The following is a 24,107-nucleotide window of genomic DNA, read 5'->3' as shown; positions in this document are numbered from 1 at the left end:
CGCCATGCCGTACCTCCATAGCAAGCGCTTGCCAGGCAGGGTCCTGGCAGCGGTCACCGCCCTCGTGGCCGCGCTCGGCCTGGGCGCGGTCCCCCCGGCCGCAGGGGCAGTGCCCGCTGCCGGATCCGTGCCGGCCGCCGGGGCCGCCGGGGCCGCGCCGGTGACCCAGGAGACCCAGGAGGCCACCGCTGCCGCCGCACTCGGCAAGTGGACCGACCAGCCGCACGGATTCGCCTCCCTGGCCGGTGGGACCACCGGCGGCAAGGGAGGCAAGGTCGTCACCGTCCGCACCCAGGCCGACCTGGCGAAGTACGCGGGCGCCACCGAGCCCTACATCATCCGCGTCGCCGGCGCGATCGACGTCGAGCCCTTCGGGTCCTCGATCACCGTCGCCTCAGACAAGACCATCGTCGGCGTCGGCACGAGCGGTGAGATCGTCCACGGCGAGCTCCAGCTCAAGCCCGGCACGCACAACGTCATCATCCGCAACCTCACCATCCGCGACTCGTACGTCGAGGGCGACTGGGACGGCAAGACCACCGACTTCGACGCCATCCAGATGGACTCCGTCCACCACGTCTGGATCGACCACAACCGCTTCACGCGCATGGGCGACGGACTGCTGGACGTCCGCAAGGACAGCCAGTACGTCACCGTCTCGTACAACCGCTTCGACACCCACAACAAGGCGTTCGGCATCGGCTGGACGGAGAACGTCACCACCCAGATCACCATCGACCACAACTGGTTCAGCGGCACCAAGCAGCGCAACCCGTCCGCCGACAACTGCGCCTACGCCCACCTCTACAACAACTACCTGTCCGCCCAGGTCGCGGACGGCGACCCGGTCTGGTCGTACGGCAACTGGGCGCGCGGCAAGACCCGGATGGTGATCGAGAACAGCTACTACGAGGACGTCCAGCACCCCTACCAGGCCGATGCCACGGCCGAGTTGGTGGAGCGCGGGTCCATCCTGCGGAGGACGACGGGCCGCCACGACGAGTGGGGCACCGCCTTCGAGCCGCGTGACTTCTACGCGTACCGGCTCGACCCGGCCGCCGCCGTACCCGCCCTGGTGAAGCGCTTCTCCGGGCCGCAGAGGACGATCGGCGCGAACGTGGCGCTGGACGTTCCCGCTGCCTACCCCACCGTCCAGGCCGCCGTCGACGCCGTCCCGGCCGACAACGACGGGCTCGTCACGGTGCGGATCGCGCCCGGGACGTACCGGGAGAAGGTGCGCATCCCTCGCGACAAGCCAAAGATCTCGCTGCTCGGGACCGGAGAAGACCGGGACGACACCGTGATCGTGTACGACACGCCGAACGCGTACGGAGGCTCCTCCGGCAGCGCCACCGTCCTGATCGCCGCCTCCGACGTCACCGCACGCAACCTCACCTTCGTCAACGACTTCGACGAGGCCGCGGTCGAGCTGAACGCCGAGCAGGCGCTGGCGATGAAGACGACGGGTGACCGGATCGTCTTCGAGAACACCGCCTTCAAGGGCAATCAGGACACCCTGATGACCGACAGCCCCCGACTGGACACCATCAGCCGGGTCTACATCCGCGACTCGTACATCGAGGGCGATGTCGACTTCGTCTACGGGCGGGCCACGACCGTCATCGAGCGGTCGCTGATCCGGGCGCTCAGCCGCGGCTCCGCCACCAACAACGGGTACGTCACCGCCGCCAGCACCTGGAAGGACAACCCGTACGGGTTCCTGATCACCCGGTCCCGGATCGTCAGCGACGCCCCGGCCGGCTCCTTCCACCTCGGCCGGCCCTGGCACCCGGGCGGCAACCCGGACGCCATCGGCCAGGTGCTCATCCGTGAGACCGAGCTGCCGGCCGCCATCAAGGCGTCGCCCTGGACCGACATGGGTGGCTTCTCGTGGAAGGACGCCCGCTTCAGCGAGTACGGCACCTACGGCCCGGGCGCCGTCGTCACAGCCGACCGCCCCCAGATGTCCGACGCCGACGCCGCCCGCCACGAGGTCGCCGACTACCTCGCCGGCCGGGACGGCTGGGCCCCGCACCACTCCCGCACCCACTGAGAGAGAAGAGCCGATCATGAACAACGACCACAGACGGCGTCGTATGACGGTTGCCGTGTCCCTGGCCGCCGTGCTCGCCCTGACCGCCACCGCGTGCGGTGACGACGGCACCGCCGCCGCGGGCGAGGAGGGTTCCGGCAAGGGCACCATCACCTTCTGGGACAACAACGGTGGTGTGCGCACCGCCGTCTGGCAGGAGATCATCAAGGACTTCGAGGCCAAGAACCCCGGCATCAAGGTCACCTACGTCCCGATCCCCAGCGAGGACGTCCAGTCGAAGTACGACACCGCCATCGCGGGCGGCGGCCTGCCGGACGTCGGCGGCGTCGGCGCCGCGTACCTCGCCAACATCGTCGCGCAGGACGCGCTGGAGCCGGTCGGCGACCGGATCGAGGACTCCGCCCTCAAGGGCAAGCTCGTCCCGAGCATGGTCGCGTCGGTCAAGTCGGCCGGGGGGCGGGGCGACGAGATGTACTCGGTGCCCACCTCCGCCAGCAACGGCACCCTGTACTACCGCACCGACCTGTTCAAGGCGGCGGGCCTGGACGCGCCGACGACCTGGGCGAAGTTCTACGAGGCGGCCACCGAGCTGACGGATGTCAAGAACAACAAGTTCGGCTACACCATCCGCGGCGGGGCGGGCTCCATCGCGCAGGCGCTGGACGCCATGTACGGGCAGTCGGGCATCACGTCCTTCTGGGACGGTGACAAGACCACCGTCAACGACCCGAAGAACGTGGCGGCGCTGGAGAAGTACGTCGGGCTGTTCAAGACGACCACGCCCGAGGCGGACGTCAACAACGACTTCAAGAAGATGGTCGCCCAGTTCGACACCGGCACCATCGGCATGCTGAGCCACAACCTCGGCTCGTACACCGACCATGTGAAGGCACTCGGCAAGGACAAGTTCGCCGGCATCCCGAACCCGGTGGGCGACAGCGGTACGCGTGTCCAGGTGTCCAACCCGGTCGACGGACTGGGACTCTTCAAGAGCAGCAAGAACAAGGCCGCGGCCTGGAAGTTCATCGAGTTCGCCGTCTCGCACGAGTCCAACAGCAAGTGGAACGAGTCGGCGGGCGCCATACCGGCGAACACGGAGGCGGCGGCCGACCCGTGGATGAACGAGGCCGAGGCCACCAAGCTGGGCGCCAAGGCGCTCACGGACGGCTCCACCAAGATCGTGGAGCTGCCGTACTACCTGCCCGACTGGAACAAGATCAGCAAGGCCGACAACGAGCCGAACTTCCAGAAGGTGCTGCTGGGCGCGATGACGGCGAAGGAGTTCCTGGACACGCTCGCCGAGCAGCTCAACGAGGCCCAGGCCGAGTGGAACGAGCAGAACAAGTCCTGACGCGGTCCCCCCGTGGGGGCAGTCGCCCCGTCTGGGCCCCCGTTGTGGGCAGTCGTTCCGCAGGGCGGGACGGGTGGGCACAACGGGACAGGGCGGCGCCCTTTCTCGGTTCGCCCCGGGGCGGTGCCCGAGCGGCGGCTACCCCCGGTGCGTGGGGGGCGTGGCCCCTTTGGGCTCGTCTCCCCCCCAGAGGGGGCACCCCCACGAGGCCGGCGGCCTTGGGCGCCGGCCAGGGAGCCCACCAGGCGCCGCCAACCTCTGCGGCGACCCTGCACGGCCCCGCCCCGGCCGTCGCCCGGCTGCGGGCCGGCACTCCTTTTTCCTTCGTACGAGAGGTCCCGCATGTCCCTGAGCCGTAGACGGACCGTGGCGGCACTCGCCGCCGCCTTGCCGCTCGTCCCCGCGGGTACGGCCACCGCGCGGCCACGCACGCGCACGGTCTGGATCGCCGGTGACTCCACCGCCGCCCAGAAGTACGCCGACGCGGCGCCCGAGGCGGGGTGGGGGATGGCCCTGCCCTTCTTCCTCGCCTCGCGTCTGGCCGTGGCCAACCACGCGATGAACGGGCGCAGTTCGAAGAGCTTCGTCGACGAGGGCCGCCTCGATGCCCTGCTCGGCGGCGTACGCCCCGGTGACCTGCTGCTCGTGCAGTTCGGGCACAACGACCAGAAGGCGTCCGACCCCGCCCGGTACACCGAGCCGTGGACGACCTACCAGGAGCACCTGCTCCGGTACGTGGCGGGGGCGCGGGAACGGGGGGCGCTGCCCGTGCTGCTCACGCCGGTAGAACGGCGCAGGTTCGACGCCGGGGGAAACGCCGTGCCGACGCACGGGGAGTACCCGGCGGCGATGCGGGCGCTGGCCGAGGAGCAGGGCGTGCCGCTCGTCGACGTACAGGCCGCGTCGCTCGCCGAGTGGCAGAGGCTCGGGCCCGAGGCGTCGAAGGCGTACTTCAACTGGCTGGCACCGGGCGAGTCGCCCAACTACCCGGACGGCGAGCAGGACAACACCCACTTCCGGCCGCGTGGCGCCATCGAGGTGGCGCGGCTGGTGGCGGGCGGCCTGCGGGAGCGCGGGGTGCTGGCCGCCCGCGACGTACGGCGGCTGGAGGACCCCGTCCCGGCCGTATGGATCACCTGGCCACCACGATAGGAGTCGCCATGCGAACCCGAGCCATAGGTACCTCGCTCGTCGGATGCACCGTTCTGGTGTTGTCCCTTACCGCCCCTGCTCACGCGACGTCGCCCGACCTCGGGCGCCAGACCCTCGCCGTGGGCGACGGCTGGGCGTCCGAGGGCGCGGGCACCACGGGTGGGGCCGCCGCGGATGCGGCGCACACCCGTACGGTCAGAACCTGGGCCGAGTTCAAGGCCGCGCTCGCGGTCGGTGGAACCGCCCCGAAGATCATTCGGGTCGTGGGCACCCTCAATGCCACCGAAGGCGGCTGTGAGGCATTCGAGGCCGACGGCTACGACTTCACGCGGTACCTCGCCGACTACGACCCGGCCGTGTGGGGATACGACACCCCGGTCAGCGGGCCGCAGGAGGACCTGCGTGCGGCCTCCGCGAAGAAACAGGCCGCCTCCGTCAAGGCGTACGTCCCCGCCAACACGACCATCGTCGGGGTGGGCAAGCATGCCGGGATCACGGGGGGCAGCCTCCAGATCCAGGGCGTGGACAACGTCATCATCCGCAACCTGACCGTGGAGAGCCCACTCGACTGCTTCCCGCAGTGGGACCCGACGGACGGCTCGACCGGCGCCTGGAACTCCGAGTACGACGCGATGGTCGTGTACGGCTCCACGCATGTGTGGATCGACCACAACACCTTCACGGACGGGCGGTATCCCGACAGTTCGCTGCCCCGGTACTACGGCGAGATCTACCAGCAGCACGACGGCGAGCTGGACATCGTGCGCGGCGCCAACCACGTCACCGCGTCCTGGAATGTGTTCGCGGAACATGACAAGACGCTGATGATCGGCAACAGTGACAGCGCGGCCGCTACGGATGCGGGCAAGCTCAAGGTGACGCTGCATCACAATCTGTTCACGGGGATCGTGGAGCGCGCCCCGCGCGTTCGGTTCGGCCAGGTCGACGCGTACAACAACCACTTCGTGGTGAAGGAGGGACAGAGCTACGCGTACTCCTTCGGCATCGGCCACGAGTCGCGGCTGTACGCCGAGAAGAACGCCTTCACCCTGCCCGGCGGAGTCGCCGCCGGGAAGATCCTGAAGAAGTGGAAGGACGCGCCGCTCACGGCCGTGGGCAACCGGGTCAACGGCCGTACGGTCGACCTCATCACCGCACACAACGCCCTGAACCCGGACAACCCACTTCAGTCCGGGGCGGGTTGGGCCCCCGCTCTGCGGGCCAGGGTCGACGATCCGCGTGCGGTGCCGGGACTCGTCGGGCAGCGGGCCGGCGCGGGGAAGGTCTGCTGAGCCGGGTGGCCTCCCCCTGCCCCGGCCGGCCGGCCGGGGCAGGGGGAGGCCGAACCCATCCGATCCTGTCGGGAAGGTTGACAGCTCCGGTGACGCCTGGCTTCATGAACATCGCGACTTGGGAGCGCTCCCACAACTGAACGTGCTTCTCGTTTCCCGAAACGACAGAAGGGCACACAGTGGGACAGTCACGAACACGGAAGCACCGGCCTCGTGGGCCGCTCCGGCGCCTGCGGGCGCTGGTGGCCGGAGTGATCACCGCCGGGCTCCTGGCCACCGCCGGCCCGGTGGCCCAGGCCGCCGCGCAGCAGACCGCCGCCCCCGAGGCGGTCGCCGTCGCCGCCCCCGGTGACGACTGGCTGCACACCGAGGGCAACAAGATCGTCGACGCCAACGGCGACGAGGTGTGGCTCACGGGTGCCAACTGGTTCGGCTTCAACGCCTCCGAGCGGGTCTTCCACGGCCTGTGGTCCGGCAACATCACCGGCATCACCAAGTCCATGGCGGACCGGGGCATCAACACGGTCCGCGTACCGATCTCCACCCAGCTGCTGCTGGAATGGAAGAACGGACAGGCCACCGTCCCGAACGTCAACACCCACGCCAACCCCGAGCTGGCGGGAAAGACCTCGCTGGAGATCTTCGACTTCTGGCTCGCCCTGTGCAAGCAGTACGGCATCAAGGTCATGCTCGACGTGCACAGCGCGGAGGCCGACAACTCCGGCCATGTCTATCCGGTGTGGTGGAAGGGCGCGATCACGCCCGAGCACTTCTACAGCGCGTGGGAGTGGGTGACCGCGCGGTACAGGAACGACGACACCCTCGTCGCCATGGACGTCAAGAACGAGCCGCACGGCAAGGCCAACGAGACCCCGCGCGCCAAGTGGGACGGCTCGACCGACCAGGACAACTTCAAGTACGCCTGCGAGACGGCGGGCAAGCGCATCCTCGCCATCAACCCGAACCTGCTGGTGCTGTGCGAGGGCATCGAGGTGTATCCCAAGGCGGGCGTGAGCTGGACGTCCACCACCCCGACCGACTACCACTCCACCTGGTGGGGCGGCAACCTGCGCGGCGTCCGCGAACACCCCGTGGATCTGGGGAGCAACAACGACCAGTTGGTGTATTCCCCGCACGACTACGGGCCGCTGGTCTACGCTCAGCCCTGGTTCACCGGCGACTGGAACCGCACGACCCTCGAACGGGACGTCTGGGACCCCAACTGGCTCTACCTGCACAAGGAAAACAAGTCCCCGCTGCTCATCGGCGAATGGGGCGGCTTCCTCGACGGCGGCCCGAACCAGAAGTGGATGACCGCGCTGCGCGACCTCATCGTCGAGCACCGCATCCACCAGACCTTCTGGTGCATCAACCCCAACTCCGGTGACACCGGGGGCCTGCTGCTCGGCGACTGGAAGTCGTGGGACGAGCAGAAGTACGCCCTGCTCAAGCCCGCCCTGTGGCAGCACGGCGGCAAGTTCGTCAGCCTGGACCACGAGGTGCCGCTGGGCGGCGCCGGGAGCACCACGGGCATCAGCCTGCGTGAGGTGTACGGGGACGGCGACCCGGGCGACCCGGCGGATACGCAGGCGCCCACCGCGCCGACCGGTCTGACCAGCACCGCGAAGACGTCCAGCAGCGTGTCGCTGTCGTGGACGGCGGCGACCGACAACGTACGGGTGACCGGGTACGACGTGTACCGGGGCACGGTGAAGGTGAACGCGGCGCCGGTGACCGGCACCACGTACACCGACACCGGGCTCACGCCCTCCACCGCGTACAGCTACTCGGTACGCGCCCGGGACGCGGCGGGCAACGTGTCGGCACCGTCCGCGGTGCTGGGCGTCAGGACCGACGCGGGCAGCAGCCCGTCGGGCGCGGTGAAGGTCCGGTACAAGAACAACGACGCCTCGGCGACCGACAACGCCATCCGGCCGGGGCTCCAGGTGGTCAACACCGGGTCGTCCGCGCTGGACCTGCGCACGGTGTCCGCGCGGTACTACTTCACCCGGGACGGTGGTTCCCCCTCCGTGAACGCCTGGTGCGACTACGCGGCCGTGGGCTGTGCCCAGGTGAAGCTCCGGGTGGTGCCCCTGCCCGCGCCGGTCGCGGGCGCGGACGCCTACCTGGAGGTGACCTTCTCCGGAGGGTCCCTGGCGGCCGGGAGGGACACCGGTGACATCCAGCTGCGGATGAGCAAGTCCGACTGGTCCAACTTCAACGAGGCCAACGACTACAGCCGTACGGCGTCGACCGCGTACGCCGACGCCCCGGCGATCCCGGCGTACACCGGCACCACTCTGGCCTGGGGCGCGCCGCCGGCCGCCTGAGCCCCCCTGGAGATCCCCACCGGGAGCGCCCTTCGACGGGAGCGCTCCCGGAACCCCTCCCGGAACCCCTCCCCGAACAAGGAGCCGCACATGACCACCCCGTACCGCGGAAGCAGGTGGCGAGGGCTCGCCGCCGCCCTGGCCGCGGCCACCGTCACCGCCACGCTGCTCGGCGCGGCCCCGGCCGCGGCCGACAGGACCCCCGTCCACGTGGACAACCCCTTCGCGGGCGCGTCGTTCTACGTCAACCCCGACTACGCACGCCTCGTCGAGGGGTCCGTCGCCAAGACCGCCGACCCGATCGTGCGGGCGAAGATGAGGACGGTCAAGCGCTACCCGACGGCCGTCTGGCTGGACCGTATCGCCGCGATCCACGGGGGCACCGCCAACGCGGGCCGCAGGAGCCTCGCCCAGCACCTCGACCTGGCGCTCGCCCAGAAGAAGCCCGGCCGGCCGGTGGTCGCCACCTTCGTGGTGTACGACCTCCCCGGCCGCGACTGCGCAGCCCAGGCCTCCAACGGCGAACTGCCGCTCACCGAGGCGGGCCTCGCCCGTTACCGGACCGAGTACATCGACGCCATCGCCAAGGTCCTCGCCCGCCCCAAGTACCGCGACATCCGCATCACCACGGTCATCGAGCCCGACGGCCTGCCGAACCTGGTCACCAACCTCGCCGACCCGGAATGCGCCCAGGCGCAGAGCAGCGGCATCCAGGTCGAGGCCATCCGGTACGCGCTCGACAAGCTGCACGCCATCCCGAACGTGTACACCTACATGGACTTCGCGCACTCCGGCTGGCTCGGCTGGGACAGCAACCTGGCGCAGACCGCGCAGCTGTACACGGACGTCGCCGAGGGAACGGCCGCGGGCCTCGCGAGCGTGGACGGGCTGGTCACCAACGTCTCCAACTACACGCCGCTCGCCGAGCCGTTCCTCACCGACCCGGACCGGGTGGTGGGCGGCGGCCCGGTCAAGTCGAGCGCCTTCTACGGGTGGAACCCGCAGTTCGACGAGGCGGACTTCACCCGCGCCATCCACCGGGCGCTGGTCGCCCAGGGCTGGCCCGCGAGCACCGGGCTGGTCATCGACACCTCCCGCAACGGCTGGGGCGGCCCCGGCCGGCCCACCACGGAGAGCACCAGCACCACCCTCGACACGTACGTCACCGAATCCAAGGCGGACCGCCGGCCGCAGCGCGGGCTGTGGTGCAACGTGAGCGGCGCCGGCCTGGGCGAGCCGCCGCGGGCGGCACCCGCCGGGTACCCGGACTCGCACCTGGACGCCTTCCTGTGGGTCAAGCCGCCGGGCGAGTCGGACGGGGCGGGCGAGGACATCCCGAACGACGAGGGCAAGCGCCCGGACCCGATGTGCGACGCGGAGGCGACTCCCGGCGCGCTGCCGGACGCGCCGCTGGCCGGCCACTGGTTCCACGACCAGTTCCGGATGCTCGTCACCAACGCCCACCCGGCGATCCCGCTGAAGTGATCCCTGGAAGGAGAAGATCATGAGGAGAGGATCACGCGTCCGACGACGCTTACGCACCCCCTTGTCCCTGCTGAGCCTGCTCGCCGTGCTGCCCGCGCTGCTCATGGTGGTGATGTCGGGGAGCCCGGCCGCCGCGCACGGCGCGATGATGCAGCCGGGCAGCCGTACGTTCCTCTGCTGGAAGGACGGGCTGACCCCACAGGGCAACATCGATCCCAAGAACCCCGCCTGTGACGCGGCGGTGGCCCAGAGCGGTGACAACTCGCTCTACAACTGGTTCTCGGTGCTCCGCTCCGACGGCGGCGGCCGCACCGAGGGCTTCAAACCGGACGGCAAGCTGTGCAGCGGCGGCAACCCGGGGTACGCGGGCTTCGACCTGCCCCGTACGGACTGGCCGCTCACCCACCTGACCTCCGGCGCCTCGCTGAACTTCTCGTACAACGCGTGGGCCGCGCACCCGGGCTGGTTCCACCTCTACGTCACCAAGGACGGCTACGATCCGGAACGGCCGCTCGCCTGGGACGACCTGGAGGACCAGCCGTTCCTGACGGTGGACCACCCCCGGGTCACCGGCCAGGTGGGCACGCTGGAGGGCCAGTACAAGTGGACGGCCGCCCTCCCCGCCAACAAGACCGGCCGCCACATCATCTACTCGGTGTGGCAGCGCTCCGACAGCCAGGAGACCTTCTACGGCTGCTCCGACGTCGTCTTCGACGGCGGCAACGGCGAGGTGACGGGCGTCGGCGACCCGGCCGGCAACCCCGGCCCGACGCCGACCCCGACCCCGCCGACCGGGGCCTGTGCGGCCACCCAGCGTACGGTCAACGCCTGGAGCGGCGGCTACCAGGCCGAGGTCACCGTCAAGAACAACGGCACGACCCCCATCCCCTCCTGGATGGTCCACGCCACCCTCCCGGACGGCCAGCGCGTCGCCTCCCTCTGGAACGGCACCCTCGCCGGCACCGGCACCGCGATCACCGTCTCCAACACCTCCTGGAACGGCTCGCTCGCCCCCGGAGCCACCACCACCTACGGCTTCACCGCCACGGGCGGCGCCCCGCCCACCACGCCACAACTGAGCTGCATGGTTCATCACCACTGAGCCACACGAAGCGGCCGGCCGTGCCCACGGGGGGACGGCCGGCCGGACGGCGCCTACAGGACGGGCCAGGGCATCGCCGTGTCCTCTCGGCGGCGCCGCCCGCCCGGGCCGAGACAGTACTGGTCGGCGTCCTGGGGAAGCGCAGACCTTGAATCTGACGGCGCGTCAGATTACGGTGTGCGGCACCCGGCTCCGCCTCCGGTCCTGCGTCGGCCGCGGTCGCTCGGGTGGGAGGGAGTGGCATGAGTCACGTCGTCGGGAACGGAAGCGGTCCGGCTGCCGGCGCGGGGGAGTCCGGCTCCGGCGAGCTGCTGCGCGTGGCGGGCGAGTCGCCCGAGTCCCTGTACGCGCTTCTCGCCGACCGCGGTTGGGGCGACGGGCTGCCGGTCGTCGCCCCCACGCCCGCGCGCGTCGAGGCGATGCTGGCCGCGTGCGGCCCCGGCCTGGACCCGGACGAGGTGATCGGGGTCCTGCCTCCGCGGCTGGGTGAGGCCACCCCCCGGCTGCTGGCCGTCAACGCGGTGCTGGCCGGCTGCACACCGGACCTGATGCCGCTGCTCGTCGCGGCCGTGCGGGGCATCACCGCGCCGCAGTTCAACCTGCGGGGCGTCAACTCCACCACCCACCCCGTGTCCGTTCTGGTCATCGTGCACGGCGAGGCCGTGCACCGCTGCGGCTTCAACGCGGGCGCCGGGACGCTCGGACCGGGCAACCGGGCCAACGCCACGCTCGGCCGCGCCATGCGGCTCGTGCTGCTGCACATCGCAGGTGGAACGGCCGGTTCCGGGGACGCCGCCACGCACGGGCAGCCGTCGAAGTACACGTACTGCCTGGCGGAGAACGCCGCCGCCGGCCCATGGCCCGCCTATCCGCACACCGTCGGCGTGGACGCGTCGAGCGCCGTCACGGTGGCGGGCGCGGAGAACCCGCACAACCTGCACGACATGGAGACCCGCGGCAGCCCGGTGCCCCTGCTGGACAAGGCCGCCAGCGTCATGGCCACGCTGGGTGCCAACAACGCCGTGGTCTCCAGCGCCGAGTTCTTCGTCGTCCTCGGTCCCGAGCACGCGGCGACCGTCGCCGCCGCCGGATGGTCGCGGCAGGACGTGCAGGCGTACCTGTACGAGAAGTGCCGCCGGCCGGCCGGGGAGCTGCGGGCGCATTTCGGCAGCGCCCTGTGGTCTCCGTGGCTGCGAGCGCTGCGCGACGAGGACCTCCAGCCCCTGACGGACAGCCCGCAGAACATCCGGCTGCTCGTGGCGGGCGGACCGGGCAAGCACTCGCTCGTCGTGCCGAGTTGGGGTCTGACCCGCAGCGTGACCGTCCCCGTCGCCCTTCCGTACGAGGAGTGCCGTTGATCGAGATCCTGTCGCCCGCCGGGCGCGTCGGTGTCCGGCCCGCGGAACTGGCGCCCGGGCCCGGCGTGCTCACCGGTCGCCGCATCGCCGTACTGGACAACGGCAAGCCGCACGCCGGCTTCGTCATGGCGACCATCGCCCGGCTGATCGCCGAACGCGCCGGAGCCTCGCTCGCGGTGGAGGCCGTGAAGACCAGCGCGGCCCTCCCCATGGAGCCGGACGTGGCCGAGCGGCTGCGCGGCGCGGCCGACGTCGTGCTGACCGGCTCCGCCGACTGCGGCTCGTGCACCGCGTGGAGCGTGCACGACACCGTGGAGCTGGAACGGCTGGGCCTGCCGACGGTCCTGCTCGCCACCCGCGCCTTCGCGGACCTCGCCCGTGACGTCTGCGCGCTGCACGGGCTGGCCGGGGCCCGGGTCATGACCGTCCGCGGCCCGCTCGGCGGCTCGCCGGACAGCGAGCTGGTCGCGATGGCGGAGGCGGGCGCGGAGCAGGCGCTCCGCCTGTGGACCGAGAGCTGACCGACGCGAGAGGGGAACCGCCATGACGCACCCCGGACCCGGTGGCGAGGGCGTGGCCGCTGCCTTGGACCCACTGGCCCGGACGCTCGCGGCGGACGGGTACCGCTTGGAAGTCACCCGTCTCGAAGCGGCCGCGCGCCGGCTCGTCCTCACCATCGCCGCTGGGGAGGGAGCCTGTGCGGAGTGCCTCGTCCCCGAGGAACTCCTGTGCCGCCTGGCGCGCGAGCGGCTGAGCGCGGCGATTCCCGGCGCGCCGTGGAACGTGGAGTTCGTGCTCCCCGGCACCGCCCCGGTGGACGCCTGATGGCCGGCTCGGCGCCGTTGGGCCTCCAGGGGCGCTGCGCCCTGGTCACGGGCGGCGGCGCCGGCATCGGCCGGGCCGTGGCGCGGGTGCTGGCGGAGGCGGGCGCCGCCGTGGCCGTCGTGGACGTCGTGGCGCACGCCGCGCGGGAGACGGCCCAGGACCTCGTGGACGCCGGTCACCGCGCCATCGCCGTCACCGCGGACGTCACCGAGGCGCGGCAGGTCGAGGCGGCGGTCGAGGAGGCTGTGCGCGAGCTGGGGCGCCTGGACATCGCCGTCAACAACGTGGGCATGCTGGCCGGGCACCGCCCGCGTCCGTTCGTGGCCTGGACGCCCGGAGCGACCGCGGACGTGGTGGCGAACAATCTGTACGCGACGGTGTACTCCTGTCAGGCCGAGGCGCGGGCCATCATCGCGTGCCAGGACCGGGCGGACGGTGGCGGTGGCGGTGGTGGTGGCGTGATCATCAACGTCAGCTCGGGTGAGGCCACCCGGCCCGCGCCCGGCATGGCCGTGTACGGCGCCGCCAAGGCCGCCGTGAACCATCTGACGCAGACGCTCGCCGTGGAACTGGCGCCGCACGGCATCCGCGTCAACGCCGTCGCCCCCGGGACGACGCTCACCCGCGACGTCGAGGCCGGGCTGCCCGTGGACTACCGGCGGGCGCTGCTGCGCTCCATCCCCCTCGGCGCTCTCTCCGCGCCGGGCGACTTGGCCGGTCTCGTCCTGCTTCTGGCATCCGACCTGGCGGCACACACCACCGGCCAGTTCCTCCTCGCGGACAACGGCGCCTTCCTGTCCCGGAACCGGCCGGAGCTGCCCCTGCCCGCGGAGGGCACGGCGAGCCGCGTTCAGGACCAGTAACGGCGGGCGGCCGCCCACGCCCGGCGGGCGAACTCGTCCGGGCCCAGTGCCGCGAGTTCCGCGGAGTTGACCTCCACGCTCACCAGCCCCGCGTAGCCTTTCGCGGTGAGCGCGTCCCGGAAGGCATCGAGCGGGAACACCCCGTCCCCGGGCATCACGCGCCGTGTCATGCACTCGTGATACAGGTCGGCGTCGGCTCCGAGCAGTTGCGGATGGTCGTTGAACTGGACGTACGCGAGCTCCTCGGCGGGCAGCGCGGAGAGTTCGTCCCAGCTGTCCGGCCCCTGGAAGAAGTGCCAGGTGTCGACGAGCACCCCGGCCCGTCCCGCGCCGGCGTGCCGGACCAGCGCGCGGGCGTCGGCGATCGTGGCGAGGGGCGTGAACGGCAGGAACTCCACCGCCGCCGTTCCGTCCGCGTCCGCGACGACCTCGGCGCAGCGCGCGAAAAGGTCGGCCGTGCGCGGTCCCGGCGGCGCGGTGACCATGCCGAGCGCGTACGGGGCGCCGAACGCCGCGACGGCCTCGGCGACCCGCCGCGCACCCTCGTACGTGCCCTCCGCGTCGTCGGACACGACGAATCCCAGCATCTCGGAGCAGCGCAGCCCGGCCGCCGCCAGGTCCCGGGCGACACCGGCCAGAGTGCGCCCGCGACCAGCCCACGCGTCCACGGTGAACAGATCCAGTCCCACCCCGGTGAACCCGGCGGCCCGTACCGCGTCGAACAGTTCCCCCGGATCCACGGCCTCGCCGCCCGCCGCGCCGGGACCTGCCGACCGTACGAACGCCGACCGTATGAACGGCGAGAAGCCGAACATGTTGCAGCAGAGCTCCATCCCGCCCCCTTCCTGATCTGATGGTCCGTCAGATAGTGGCTCGCAGTCTAGTGTGGGAGGGGGCATCCGGCGCCTTCGGAGCACATCCGCGCACATCCGTGCCCCGTCACCCGTCACCCGTCGCCGCGGCGCGAAGGCGGCCACTGAGCCGAACTGTTGCGAACGAACTGTTCAGGTGCCGGTCGGGGACGTGAGAGACGCCCTCGCCAGTGGGGCGATCATCGGCGAGGGCGGCCGAAGCCGGCTACGCCACCGCGCACGCCGTTCCGTTGAGGCTGAACTGCGCGGGCCTGGCGAAGGTGCCCGTGTAGGTGCCCTGGAAGCCGAACGACTGGGTGCCGTTCGGCGGGATCTGGGCGTTGGACGGGGTGTTCGTGGCGGTCATCGCGCCGGAGGAGGGGGTGAGCGTGGCGTTCCAGGCGTTGGTGACGCTCTGGCCGGAGGGGAGGGTGAAGGCGACCCGCCAGCCGTTGACGGGGGCGGAGCCGGTGTTGGCCACGGTCACGTCGGCGGTGAAGCCGCCCGGCCAGACGTTCGTGGCGTAGGTGACCCGGCAGGCGGCGGGGGTGCCGGGGCCGCCCGGGTCACCGGGGCCGGTACCGCCGGCGTTGACGGTGGAGGAGAAGGAGTTCACGCGCAGCCCGGCGCCGTTCTGCCACGGCTCGAAGCCCGCCTGCACGCTGGTGACGTACCAGGACGGCTGCGCGAGGCCCCGGGCCACGGCCTGGTCGACGAAGTCCATCACGTCGAAGTTCCAGCCGCTGATGGCGGAGGGCGCCACGAAGGAGATGACGTCGTTGGCGCCGTTGCTGCCGGTCCATACCTCCCAGGACCGGCCGCCCACCGTGGCGGTACCGGTGGGTGAGCCGATGGGCTGGATCGGGCCGACCCGGTTGAACCAGATCATGATCTCGGTGCGGTTCACGCCGTCGGTGCGGGGCGTCGGGTCCAGCCAGATGTCGTACGAGGCGTTGTAGACGGCGTTGTTGACGTACCCGTACGAGATGCTGGACGGCGCGCTGCTGATGGCGTCGACCCGCATCGGGAGGTTGGTGCCGGGGGAGCAGTTCGTGTAGTGACAGCCGTTGTAGACGGAGGGGTACGACTTGGGCGCCCCGTTCGTCGGGACGGAGCCGTCGGCGCGGGTGAGCTCGAAGCCGGTGGCGGTCGCGTTGACGCACTGCGTCGCGCTGGTGCCCCAGCGGTTGTTCTGGACGACGTAACGGCCCTGGATGGTCGTGGAGCCGAACTGGTCGCAGATCAGCGTGTCGGCCTGCGCCGGGGCGGTCGCCGTCACGAGGGCGGTCAGTGAGCCCAGCGTCAGCAGGGCCGCTGTCGCGGCGGTGCGCAGGGAGCGGGCGCGGCGGAGGAAGCTCTTCATACGGGTGCGGGTCCCTTCCGGATGAGCGGTATGAGGGGGTCCAATTTGGGAGCGCTCCCATTTCCTGCGTCCGTAGTGGGACTGTAGGAGCCGCAGGGGTGGGTGACAAGAGATCGGACGCGTGCATTGACGTGAGCCCATCACGTCAGCACAGTGGTGGACGAGGGCGGGAGCGCTCCCAAAACCTGCCGCCCTCACCCCGGTGGCGCGGCGGCGGAGAACGCCGATCTCCTCCGCCGTGCCGCCTTCATCCCCCAGGAGGGAACCCCCGATGCGCCGACCCACCGCACGTTCAGCCCTGGCCGCCTTAGCCGCGCTCGCACTCGTCGTCGCCGCGATCGCCGTCCAGCTGGGCGTCTCCCGCCCGGCCACCGCCGCCGCCGGCCAGACCACGGCCGTCAACGGCGGCCCCGAGACCTTCACGCAAGCGCTCCCGACCGGCGGGGCCTCGCAGTACACCACGCCGCTGGAGCGCTGCCACACCAGCCCCAGCTACCCGCTCTCCGGCCGCAACCCCATCCTCGACGAGCCGCTGACCAGGTCCTTCACCTCCAACGTCCCGCTGTCCGTCAGCGTCCGCGCCGACAGCACCACCGGCTACGGGCTGCGCGAGCTGGTCTTCACCAACCGCTCCAGCAAGCCCGTCCACCTGGACTGCGGCGTCCTGGTCTTCCTCGCCCCGTCCGGCTCCGACCAGCACCACTACGGCGCCTCGCAGCCGTTCGGGCACCCGCAGCAGGACTTCGTCGAGGTGAAGCGCGGCGACGGCACGTCGTACTACATCGCCCGCCTCGGCTTCCACGACGTGGCGCTGCCCCAGCGCGGCATCGACCCCGGCCACACCTGGGTCTACAAGCTCGGCGGCCCGAACCAGGGCGCCGTGAGCCTGGAGACCACCCGCGACTCGGTCCGCTTCACCGCGGACCTGACCGTCTCCTCCAACACCGACCTGGTGAAGAAGTACGGCACCACCCGCTACGCCAACTGACGGTCTCCCGACCATCTCCTCAGGGCCGCGTGGCCGGGTGCCTGCCCCCCGGCCACGCGGCCCGCATCCGCGCAAGCCCGCAAGCCCGCAAGCCCGCAAGCCCGGAAGGCCTCATGCGCCGAAACGCCCGCCTGCCGCTGCTCGTCACGGTGCTCGTCGCCCTCCTCGCCATGGCGTTCGTCAGCCGCGCCCAGGACGGCACCCCCGCGGCCACCGGCGCCGACGGAGGCAGAGGCGGAGGTGCCACCGCCTCCGAGGCCGCCAGGTCCGCCGCCCAGAACCACCTCGGCCTGCTCTCCGGCGGCGACTGGTCCGGCGCCTGGGACGGCTGGACCCGCGACGCCAAGCAGCGGGTGCCGCGCGCCACCTACGTACGCGGCAGCCAGGCCTGCCACCCGCTGCTCGCCGTGCCCCTCCAGACGGTCCGCGCCGTCCTCGTGAACGACCGCACGGTCGACGTCGACTGGCAGGGCGGCGGAGCCTCCGGCACCCTGCGCATGGTGTACGAGGACGGACGGTGGCACGTCGCGACGCCCCCGGCTCAGCGGTGCGGCCTCACGTCGACGCCCGCTCCACCAGCTCCGTCCGCAGGATGACGTGCCGCCAGGAGGCCGCGCCGCCCTCCTGGATGGCCTCCAGCAGCACCTGTGCCATCGCCCGGCCCATCTCCTCCACCGGCTGGCGCACCGTCGTCAGCTGAGGGTCCGTGTGCTGGGCGATCGGCGAGTCGTCGAACCCCACCACGGCCACGTCCTCCGGCACCCGCCGCCCCGCCGCCCGCAGCACGTGCAGCGCGCCCGCCGCCATCACGTCCGACGCCGCGAAGATCGCGTCCAGCCGGGGGCACCGCGCCAGCAGCTCCCGCGTCGCCCGGCGCCCGCTCTCCTCCGTGAAGTCGCCCTGTGCGGTCAACGCCGGGTCCACCACCCCGAACGCCTCCCGTATCTCCTCCCGGTACCCGCGCAGCCGGCACTGCGCCCCGTACATGTCGAGCGGACCCGCGATCGTCGCGATGGCGCGCCGCCCCGTCCCCACCAAGTGCCGCACCGCCGCCCGCGCCCCGCCGACGTTGTCCGAGTCGACGTACGACACCGGCTCGTCGCTGCGGCGCCGCCCGCTGAGCACCGTCGGCACCTCCAGCTCCGCCAGCAGGTCCGGCAGCGGTTCGCTGTCGTGCACCGACACCAGCAGCACCCCGTCCACCCGGCCCGCCCGCGCGTACTGCACGAACCGCTGCCGCTCCTTGTCGGTGCGCACCAGCGTCAGCAGCAGCTGCATCTCGGTGTCGGCGAGGCCCGCGCCGACCCCGTGGACGATGTCGGAGAAGAACGGTTCGGCGAAGAACCGCCGCGCGCTCTCCGGGATCACCAGCGCCACCGCGTCGGCCCGGCTGCCCGCCAGGGCCCGGGCGGCCCGGTTCGGTACGTAGCCGAGCTCGGCGATCGCCCGCTGGACCAGCAGCCGTGTCGCCTCCTTCACCCCCGGCGCGTTGTTGACGACCCGCGACACCGTGCCCCGCCCCACGCCCGCGAGCGCGGCGACCTCCTCCAGCGTGGGCGGGCCCACCCGTCCTCGTCCGACCATCCCGTGACCTCCAAGGCTCCATCGAATCACCGGACACGGCCACGCCCCACCCGTTGATCACATGTGTTACACGCCGTAAACCTGGAACCGCCCGCTCCCCGGCCACAATCGGTCCACCCACCCGCCGATCCCCCCACCCCGTCCGACGAGGAGTCCCATGCCGGCAGCACAGGCCGCGGCACACGCCGTCGACCGCTACTTCCGCATCAGCGCACGCGGATCGAGCTTCGCACGCGAGGTCCGCGGCGGGTTCGCCACCTTCTTCACCATGGCGTACATCCTCGTCCTCAACCCGATCATCCTGGGCGGCGTCGAGGACAGGTTCGGTACGCAGCTGTCGGGGCCCCAGCTCGTCACCGTCACCGCCCTGGTGGCGGCGGTGATGACCGCGGTCATGGGACTGGGCGGCAACCTCCCGCTCGCCCTCGCCGCCGGACTGGGCCTCAACGCCGTCGTCGCCTTCCAGCTCGCGCCGCTGATGAGCTGGGCCGACGCGATGGGCCTGGTCGTCCTCGAAGGCATCCTCATCTGCGTCCTGGTCGTCACCGGGCTGCGCGAGGCCGTCATGAACGCCATCCCTCAGCAGCTCAAGCAGGCCATCAGCGTCGGCATCGGCCTGTTCATCGCGTTCATCGGCTTCATCGACGCCGGTTTCGTCACCCGCATCCCCGGCGACACCGGCACCGTCCCCGTCCAGCTCGGCGCCACCGGACAGCTCGCCGGCTGGCCGGTTCTGGTCTTCTGCCTCGGCGTCCTGCTCACCATCGCGCTCATGGCGCGCAGGATGCGCGGCGCGATCCTCATCTCCATCGTCACGATGACGGTCGTCGCGATCGTCATCAACGAACTCGCCGACATCCAGCCGCTCTCCTGGGGCCTGACCGTCCCCACCCTCCCCGACGACGTCGTCGCCGCCCCGGACTTCGGCCTCGTCGGCTCCTTCAGCCTCTTCGGCGCGTTCGAGCAGGTCGGGGCCGTCACCCTGGTGCTGCTGGTGTTCACCCTCCTGCTGAGTGACTTCTTCGACACCATGGGCACGGTCGTCGGCGTCTCCAGCGAGGCGGGCCTCCTCGACGAGAAGGGCAGGGTCCCGAACATCGGCCGGATCCTGCTCATCGACGGCGCGGCGGCGGTCGCGGGCGGCGCGGCCTCCTCGTCCTCCAACACCTCGTACATCGAATCGGCGGCCGGCGTCGGCGAAGGCGCCCGCACCGGCTTCGCCTCGCTCGTCACCGGTGGCCTGTTCGCCGTGGCGCTCTTCCTCACCCCGCTCGCCACCGTCGTTCCCGCCCAGGCCGCCGCCCCCGCGCTGGTCGCGGTCGGCTTCCTGCTGATGGCCCAGGTGCGGCACATCGACTGGGAGCGGTACGAGATCGCCATCCCCGCGTTCCTGACGGTCGCGGTCATGCCGTTCACGTACTCGATCACCAACGGCATCGGCGCCGGGTTCCTCGCGTACGTCGTCATCAAGACGGTCCTGGGCAAGGCCCGCGAGGTGCACCCGCTGCTGTGGGGCGCGGCGGCGCTGTTCGCGGTGTACTTCGCGATCGACCCGATCGAGCGGCTACTCGGCGCGTAGGCGTTCGGTGTGCCGGCGCTCGGCGCGCGGGGACGCGTTCCGCTCGTACCGCAGGGCCGCGCCCGTCGCCACCGCGCCCAGGCCCTCCCACAGGCCCACGCCCAGGAACCCGGCCGGGGCGCGGCCGGTGACGACGGCGAGGGTGAACACCGCGCAGGTGAGGAGGCGGAAGAGGACCGTCCAGCGGAAGAAGGCCTTCCAGTCGGCGAGCGCCGCCAGCAGGTAGTAGACGCCCATATTGACCGCCGCCATCGACGAGGCGGTCAGGAACACCAGGGTGTGGTCCCCCTCCGCGCGCCGGGCGTGCGGTATGGGTGCGAAGCCCATCACCGTCAGCAGCGCGTCGGGGGAGGCCAGGCCCACAGCGCCCAGCGCGGTGGCGAGCAGCCCGAAGACCGCCATGGTCCAGCCGGACAGGGAACGGGGACAAGGCAGCGGTCGCACGGCGGGTCCTCCTATGCACAGGGGTGGGGACCTGCATACCGTGCGGCCGCCAACAGCCGCCCGCCGGGGGCTACTTCAGCGCCGCCGCCATCATCTTCTGCGCCACCGGCGCCGCCAGCCCGTTGCCGCTGACCTCCGCCCGCTGGGCGTTGGAGTCCTCGATCAGCACCGCGACCGCGACCTCCTTGCCGGTCTTGGCGTCCTTGGCGTACGAGGTGAACCAGGCGTATGGCTTCTCGCTGTTCTCCACACCGCGCTGCGCCGTGCCCGTCTTGCCGCCCACCTCCGCGCCGTCGACCTTGGCGTTGGAGCCGGTGCCGTCCTCGACGACCGTGACCATCGCGCTGCGCAGCTGCTCGGCGGTGGAGGAGGAGACGATCCGCCGCGCCTCCCCGTCCTCCAGCGAGTCCAGGGTGTCGCCGTCCGCGTCCACGACCTTGGACACCATGTGCGGCGCCGCCAGCATCCCGTCGTTGGCGATGGCGGACGACACCATCGCCATCTGGAGCGGCGTGGCCGTCACATCGAACTGGCCGATGCCCGACAGCGCCGTCTGCGCCTTGTCCATCTCGGAGGGGTAGACGCTCGGGTAGGCGCGCACCGGCACGTCCTGCTTCTCGTCGTTGAAGCCGAACTTCTCCGCCATCGCCCTGACCTTGTCCTTGCCCAGGTCGACGGCCATCTTCCCGAAGACGTTGTTGCAGGAGTACTGGAGCGCGACGCGGATCGAGGCGTTCTCGCACGGGGCCGAGGGGTTCTCGTTCTCCAGGTCCGTGACGGTGCCCGGCAGCCGGTACGGGTTCTCACTCCTCGTCGGCTCGTCGACCGACCCGTACAGCCCGTTCTCCAGCGCCGCCGCCGCGACGACCAGCTTGAACGTCGAGCCGGGCGCCACCGGCTGCCGGATCGCCCGGTTCACCAGCGGCTTGTCCTCGTCGGTGGTCAGCTTCCGCCAGGCGTCGCCGTCCGCCGACCCGGCGATCGCCGACGGGTCGTACGACGGGGTGCTGACCATGCCCAGGATGCGCCCGGTCTTCGGGTCGATCGCGACGGCCGCGCCCTTGGTGTCGCCCAGCGCCTCGAACCCGGCCTTCTGCACCGTCGGGTCGATCGTCGTGAGCACATCACCCGGCTCGGTCTGTTTGCCGGTGAGCGCGTCGAGCGGGTTCTTCAGCCGGGGATCCGTCCCGTCCAGCACCGAGGAGTAGATGCCCTCCAGCTGGTTCGACCCGTACGCCTGCGAGCTGTAACCGGTCACGGCCGCGTACAGCTCGCCCTCCTTGTAGGTGCGCTTGTAGTGGAGGTCCCCGCTCCTGGTCTCCTTCGAGCCGGTGACCGGCGAACCGGCCACGATGATGTCCCCGAGCGGATGGGCGTACTGCGCGATGACGTTCCGCCGGTTGTGCTTGTCGTCCGCGAGCGCCTTGGCTTCGTACGCCTGCACCCAGGTCGCCCGGACCAGCAGGGCGAGCACCAGCAGCAGGGAGAAGACGGCGGCTCTTCTGATCGTCTTGTTCATCCCGTACACAGGACGAACGGCCGGGACGGGCGGGTTCCGGGATGCCGTGTTTCTCAGGAAACGTTCATCCGGCGGGAGCGGCCGGCGCGATGAAGCCGGACTCGTACGCCGCGATCACCGCCTGCGTACGGTCCCGCGCCCCCGTCTTCGCCAGCACCGCCGCCACATGGGTCTTCGCCGTCGCCGGGCCGACCCCCATGCGCCGGGCGATCTCCGCGTTCGTCAGGCCCGTCGCCATCAGCCGCAGCACCTCCGCCTCCCGCTCGGTCAGCCGCGCCACCCACGGCGGGGCGGGCGCCGGGCGGCGGCGCGCGTACGCGGCCGCCAGGCCCCGCAGCGCAGCCGGGTACAGCAGCGAGTCGCTGCGCGCGACCAGCCGGACCGCGCCCACCAGGTCCTCCACCGCTGCCCGCTTCAGCAGGAACCCGGCCGCCCCGGCGCGCAGCGCGTCGTACACATAGCTGTCGTTCTCAAAGGTCGTCACCACCACGATCCGGGGGCGCGGCTCGGGCAGTGAGGCGAGGATCCGCTCGGTGGCGCGGATCCCGTCGACCTCCGGCATCCGTACGTCCATCAGGACGACGTCCGGCCTCACCTCACGCACCACGGACACCGCCTCCGCCCCGGTGGACGCCTCGCCGGCCACCTCCAGGTCGGGCTCCGCGTCCAGGATGACGCGCAGCGCGGTACGCACCATCCGCTCGTCGTCCGCCAGGACGATCCGGATCATCGGGCGGCCTCCCCCAGCGGCAGGCGGGCCGTCAGCCGCCACACGCCGTCCACCGGGCGGGCCCCGGCGGTGCCGCCCAGCAGCCGCGCCCGTTCGCCGACGCCCCGCAGGCCCAGGCCGCCGCCCGGGCGGGCCACCGGGGGCCGGGCGGGCAGGGGGTTCTCCATGGTGATCTCCAACTCGTCCTCGTACCGCACGACGGTCACCGACACCGGCTCGCCCGCCGCGTGCCGGGCCGCGTTGGTCAGCCCCTCCTGCACGATCCGGTACGCCTCGCGGGACACCGGCTCCGGTACGCCCGCCACGCCGCCGCCCTCGACGGTCAGCGACACGTGCCGGCCGGTCGCGGCCAGCAGCGCGTCCAGAGCCTCCAGGCCCGGCCGCCCCGGCAGCTCCCCGTCGTCCTCGCCCTGCCGCAACAGGCCCAGCACGGCGTCCAGTTCACCGACCGTGCGGCGCGTCGTCTCCTCGATGCCCGCCAGCGCCTCCCGTACGAAGCCGGGATCGCTGTCGAGCACCTTGCGCGCCGCGCCCGCCTGGAGCGTGACGGCGCTCAGGGCGTGCCCCACCGAGTCGTGCAGCTCCCGGGCGAGCCGGTTGCGTACGGCCAGTTCGGCGGCGCGCCGCTCGGCCGCCGCCAGCCGGTCCGCGGGCGTCGGGCCCAGCAGCAGCGGCGCCTGCCGGGCCAGCAGCGCCCCGGCCCCGGCGGCCGCCGCCGCGAGCGCGACCAGCATCGCGAGCCCCGCCGGCACCCCTCCGTACACCAGCCACCGCTGGTCCAGCGACCAGAACTCGGCGACCGCCGACTCCCGCAGCGTCGCGGAGAAGGGCACCACCATCAGGGTGACCGCGAACGGCGGCAGCGCCAGCGACGCCCCGCTGACCAGCCCGCCCATCCCCACATGCAACGTGAACCACCCGGCCGTGCGCGCCCGCGCCGCCCGCGACCTCGCGGGCCCGTCCGCGAACCGCTCCGCCGGAACCCCGCACAGCGTCCGTGCCGCCGCCACCGACATGGGCCGGGCGAGCGGGAACAGCGCCGTCACGGCGGCGAGCGGCAGGGCCACGCCGTACGCCCCGAACTGCACCACCGGGGAGGCGGAGAACATCCCGGCCCCGTCCACGAAGGGCGAGACGACCAGCGTGCCCAGCAGCCAGTACGGCATCAACAGCGCGCCGCCCAGGATCAGATGCACCCACCGCAGCCGTGCGCGCCGCCCGAGCAGCGCCGTACCCAG

At 71.7% G+C, this 24,107-nt stretch carries 21 protein-coding genes; 14 read left to right on the top strand and 7 right to left on the bottom strand.

Features of this window, described 5'->3' with window-relative positions; translation table 11 throughout:
• Positions 1–4: 4 nt before the first annotated feature.
• The 11 genes from BKD26_RS23395 to BKD26_RS23345 all read left to right on the top strand — a co-directional run bounded on the left by BKD26_RS23395 (position 5) and on the right by BKD26_RS23345 (position 13,811).
• A complete protein-coding gene (locus BKD26_RS23395) occupies positions 5–2,053 on the top strand; it encodes a pectinesterase family protein (RefSeq protein ID WP_084901511.1) in 2,049 nt (682 codons plus the stop codon).
• 16 nt (positions 2,054–2,069) lie between these two features.
• Entirely contained in the window at positions 2,070–3,404 is a 1,335-nt protein-coding gene (locus tag BKD26_RS23390; RefSeq protein ID WP_084901508.1) for a sugar ABC transporter substrate-binding protein, read from the top strand.
• 342 nt (positions 3,405–3,746) lie between these two features.
• Entirely contained in the window at positions 3,747–4,556 is an 810-nt protein-coding gene (locus tag BKD26_RS23385; RefSeq protein WP_084901505.1) for a rhamnogalacturonan acetylesterase, read from the top strand.
• An 8-nt stretch (positions 4,557–4,564) separates the two neighbouring features.
• Positions 4,565–5,848 (top strand): polysaccharide lyase family 1 protein, encoded by a 1,284-nt coding sequence (locus tag BKD26_RS23380; RefSeq protein ID WP_107417958.1) that lies wholly within the window; start codon positions 4,565–4,567, stop codon positions 5,846–5,848.
• Positions 5,849–6,099: 251 nt separating this feature from the next.
• On the top strand, positions 6,100–8,178 hold the full coding sequence (locus BKD26_RS41490; RefSeq protein WP_179166657.1) for a cellulase family glycosylhydrolase: 2,079 nt from the start codon (positions 6,100–6,102) through the stop codon (positions 8,176–8,178).
• A gap of 90 nt (positions 8,179–8,268) precedes the next feature.
• The gene (locus BKD26_RS23370) at positions 8,269–9,663 is read left to right on the top strand and encodes a glycoside hydrolase family 6 protein (RefSeq protein WP_084901500.1); all 1,395 of its coding nucleotides are present in this window, start codon (positions 8,269–8,271) and stop codon (positions 9,661–9,663) included.
• A gap of 19 nt (positions 9,664–9,682) precedes the next feature.
• Positions 9,683–10,765, top strand: coding sequence for a lytic polysaccharide monooxygenase (locus BKD26_RS23365; protein ID WP_084901498.1), 1,083 nt, complete (start codon positions 9,683–9,685; stop codon positions 10,763–10,765).
• Between the two features lie 242 nt (positions 10,766–11,007).
• A complete protein-coding gene (locus BKD26_RS23360) occupies positions 11,008–12,123 on the top strand; it encodes a hypothetical protein (protein WP_084901495.1) in 1,116 nt (371 codons plus the stop codon).
• The gene (locus BKD26_RS23355) at positions 12,120–12,644 is read left to right on the top strand and encodes a hypothetical protein (protein ID WP_084901493.1); all 525 of its coding nucleotides are present in this window, start codon (positions 12,120–12,122) and stop codon (positions 12,642–12,644) included. The genes BKD26_RS23360 and BKD26_RS23355 overlap by 4 nt, the downstream gene beginning before the upstream one ends.
• 22 nt (positions 12,645–12,666) lie before the next feature.
• A complete protein-coding gene (locus tag BKD26_RS23350; protein WP_084901490.1) occupies positions 12,667–12,948 on the top strand; it encodes a hypothetical protein in 282 nt (93 codons plus the stop codon).
• Complete coding sequence (locus BKD26_RS23345) at positions 12,948–13,811, top strand: SDR family oxidoreductase (protein ID WP_084901487.1); 864 nt, start codon at positions 12,948–12,950, stop codon at positions 13,809–13,811. The genes BKD26_RS23350 and BKD26_RS23345 overlap by 1 nt, the downstream gene beginning before the upstream one ends.
• On the opposite strand, the gene BKD26_RS23340 is transcribed toward BKD26_RS23345, so the two are convergent.
• Positions 13,799–14,644 carry a TIM barrel protein gene (locus BKD26_RS23340; protein ID WP_179166656.1) on the bottom strand — a complete coding sequence of 282 codons (846 nt, stop codon included), beginning with the start codon at positions 14,642–14,644 and terminating at the stop codon, positions 13,799–13,801. The genes BKD26_RS23345 and BKD26_RS23340 overlap by 13 nt on opposite strands.
• 244 nt (positions 14,645–14,888) lie before the next feature.
• Positions 14,889–16,025 (bottom strand): cellulose binding domain-containing protein, encoded by a 1,137-nt coding sequence (locus tag BKD26_RS23335; RefSeq protein WP_084901482.1) that lies wholly within the window; start codon positions 16,023–16,025, stop codon positions 14,889–14,891.
• Positions 16,026–16,296: 271 nt separating this feature from the next.
• Between BKD26_RS23335 and BKD26_RS23330 the strand changes: the two genes are divergently transcribed.
• Positions 16,297–17,013, top strand: a complete 717-nt coding sequence (locus BKD26_RS23330) for a hypothetical protein (protein ID WP_084901480.1) — start codon at positions 16,297–16,299, stop codon at positions 17,011–17,013.
• A gap of 113 nt (positions 17,014–17,126) precedes the next feature.
• Positions 17,127–17,609, top strand: coding sequence for a hypothetical protein (locus BKD26_RS23325; RefSeq protein WP_084901477.1), 483 nt, complete (start codon positions 17,127–17,129; stop codon positions 17,607–17,609).
• On the opposite strand, the gene BKD26_RS23320 is transcribed toward BKD26_RS23325, so the two are convergent.
• Positions 17,569–18,597: a LacI family DNA-binding transcriptional regulator gene (locus BKD26_RS23320; RefSeq protein WP_084901474.1), complete on the bottom strand. Its 1,029-nt coding sequence runs from the start codon at positions 18,595–18,597 to the stop codon at positions 17,569–17,571. The genes BKD26_RS23325 and BKD26_RS23320 overlap by 41 nt on opposite strands.
• A 157-nt stretch (positions 18,598–18,754) precedes the next feature.
• Between BKD26_RS23320 and BKD26_RS23315 the strand changes: the two genes are divergently transcribed.
• A complete protein-coding gene (locus BKD26_RS23315; protein WP_084901472.1) occupies positions 18,755–20,176 on the top strand; it encodes an NCS2 family permease in 1,422 nt (473 codons plus the stop codon).
• Here the strand turns inward: BKD26_RS23315 and BKD26_RS23310 are convergent.
• The 4 genes from BKD26_RS23310 to BKD26_RS23295 all read right to left on the bottom strand — a co-directional run bounded on the left by BKD26_RS23310 (position 20,162) and on the right by BKD26_RS23295 (position 24,107).
• Positions 20,162–20,620, bottom strand: coding sequence for a hypothetical protein (locus BKD26_RS23310; RefSeq protein WP_084901469.1), 459 nt, complete (start codon positions 20,618–20,620; stop codon positions 20,162–20,164). The genes BKD26_RS23315 and BKD26_RS23310 overlap by 15 nt on opposite strands.
• Positions 20,621–20,690: 70 nt before the next feature.
• The gene (locus BKD26_RS23305; protein ID WP_084901467.1) at positions 20,691–22,139 is read right to left on the bottom strand and encodes a penicillin-binding protein 2; all 1,449 of its coding nucleotides are present in this window, start codon (positions 22,137–22,139) and stop codon (positions 20,691–20,693) included.
• 64 nt (positions 22,140–22,203) lie between these two features.
• Positions 22,204–22,869, bottom strand: a complete 666-nt coding sequence (locus tag BKD26_RS23300; RefSeq protein WP_084901464.1) for a response regulator transcription factor — start codon at positions 22,867–22,869, stop codon at positions 22,204–22,206.
• The gene (locus BKD26_RS23295) at positions 22,866–24,107 is read right to left on the bottom strand and encodes a histidine kinase (RefSeq protein WP_241518796.1); all 1,242 of its coding nucleotides are present in this window, start codon (positions 24,105–24,107) and stop codon (positions 22,866–22,868) included. Before BKD26_RS23295 ends, BKD26_RS23300 begins: the two co-directional genes overlap by 4 nt.

The sequence above is a fragment of the Streptomyces sp. CB03238 genome (assembly GCF_002099185.1).
In the GTDB taxonomy this organism is placed as follows: Bacteria; Actinomycetota; Actinomycetes; order Streptomycetales; family Streptomycetaceae; genus Streptomyces.
The sequence above is the reverse complement of the archived record's forward strand: the minus strand, read 5'-3'. Positions and strand labels throughout refer to the sequence as shown.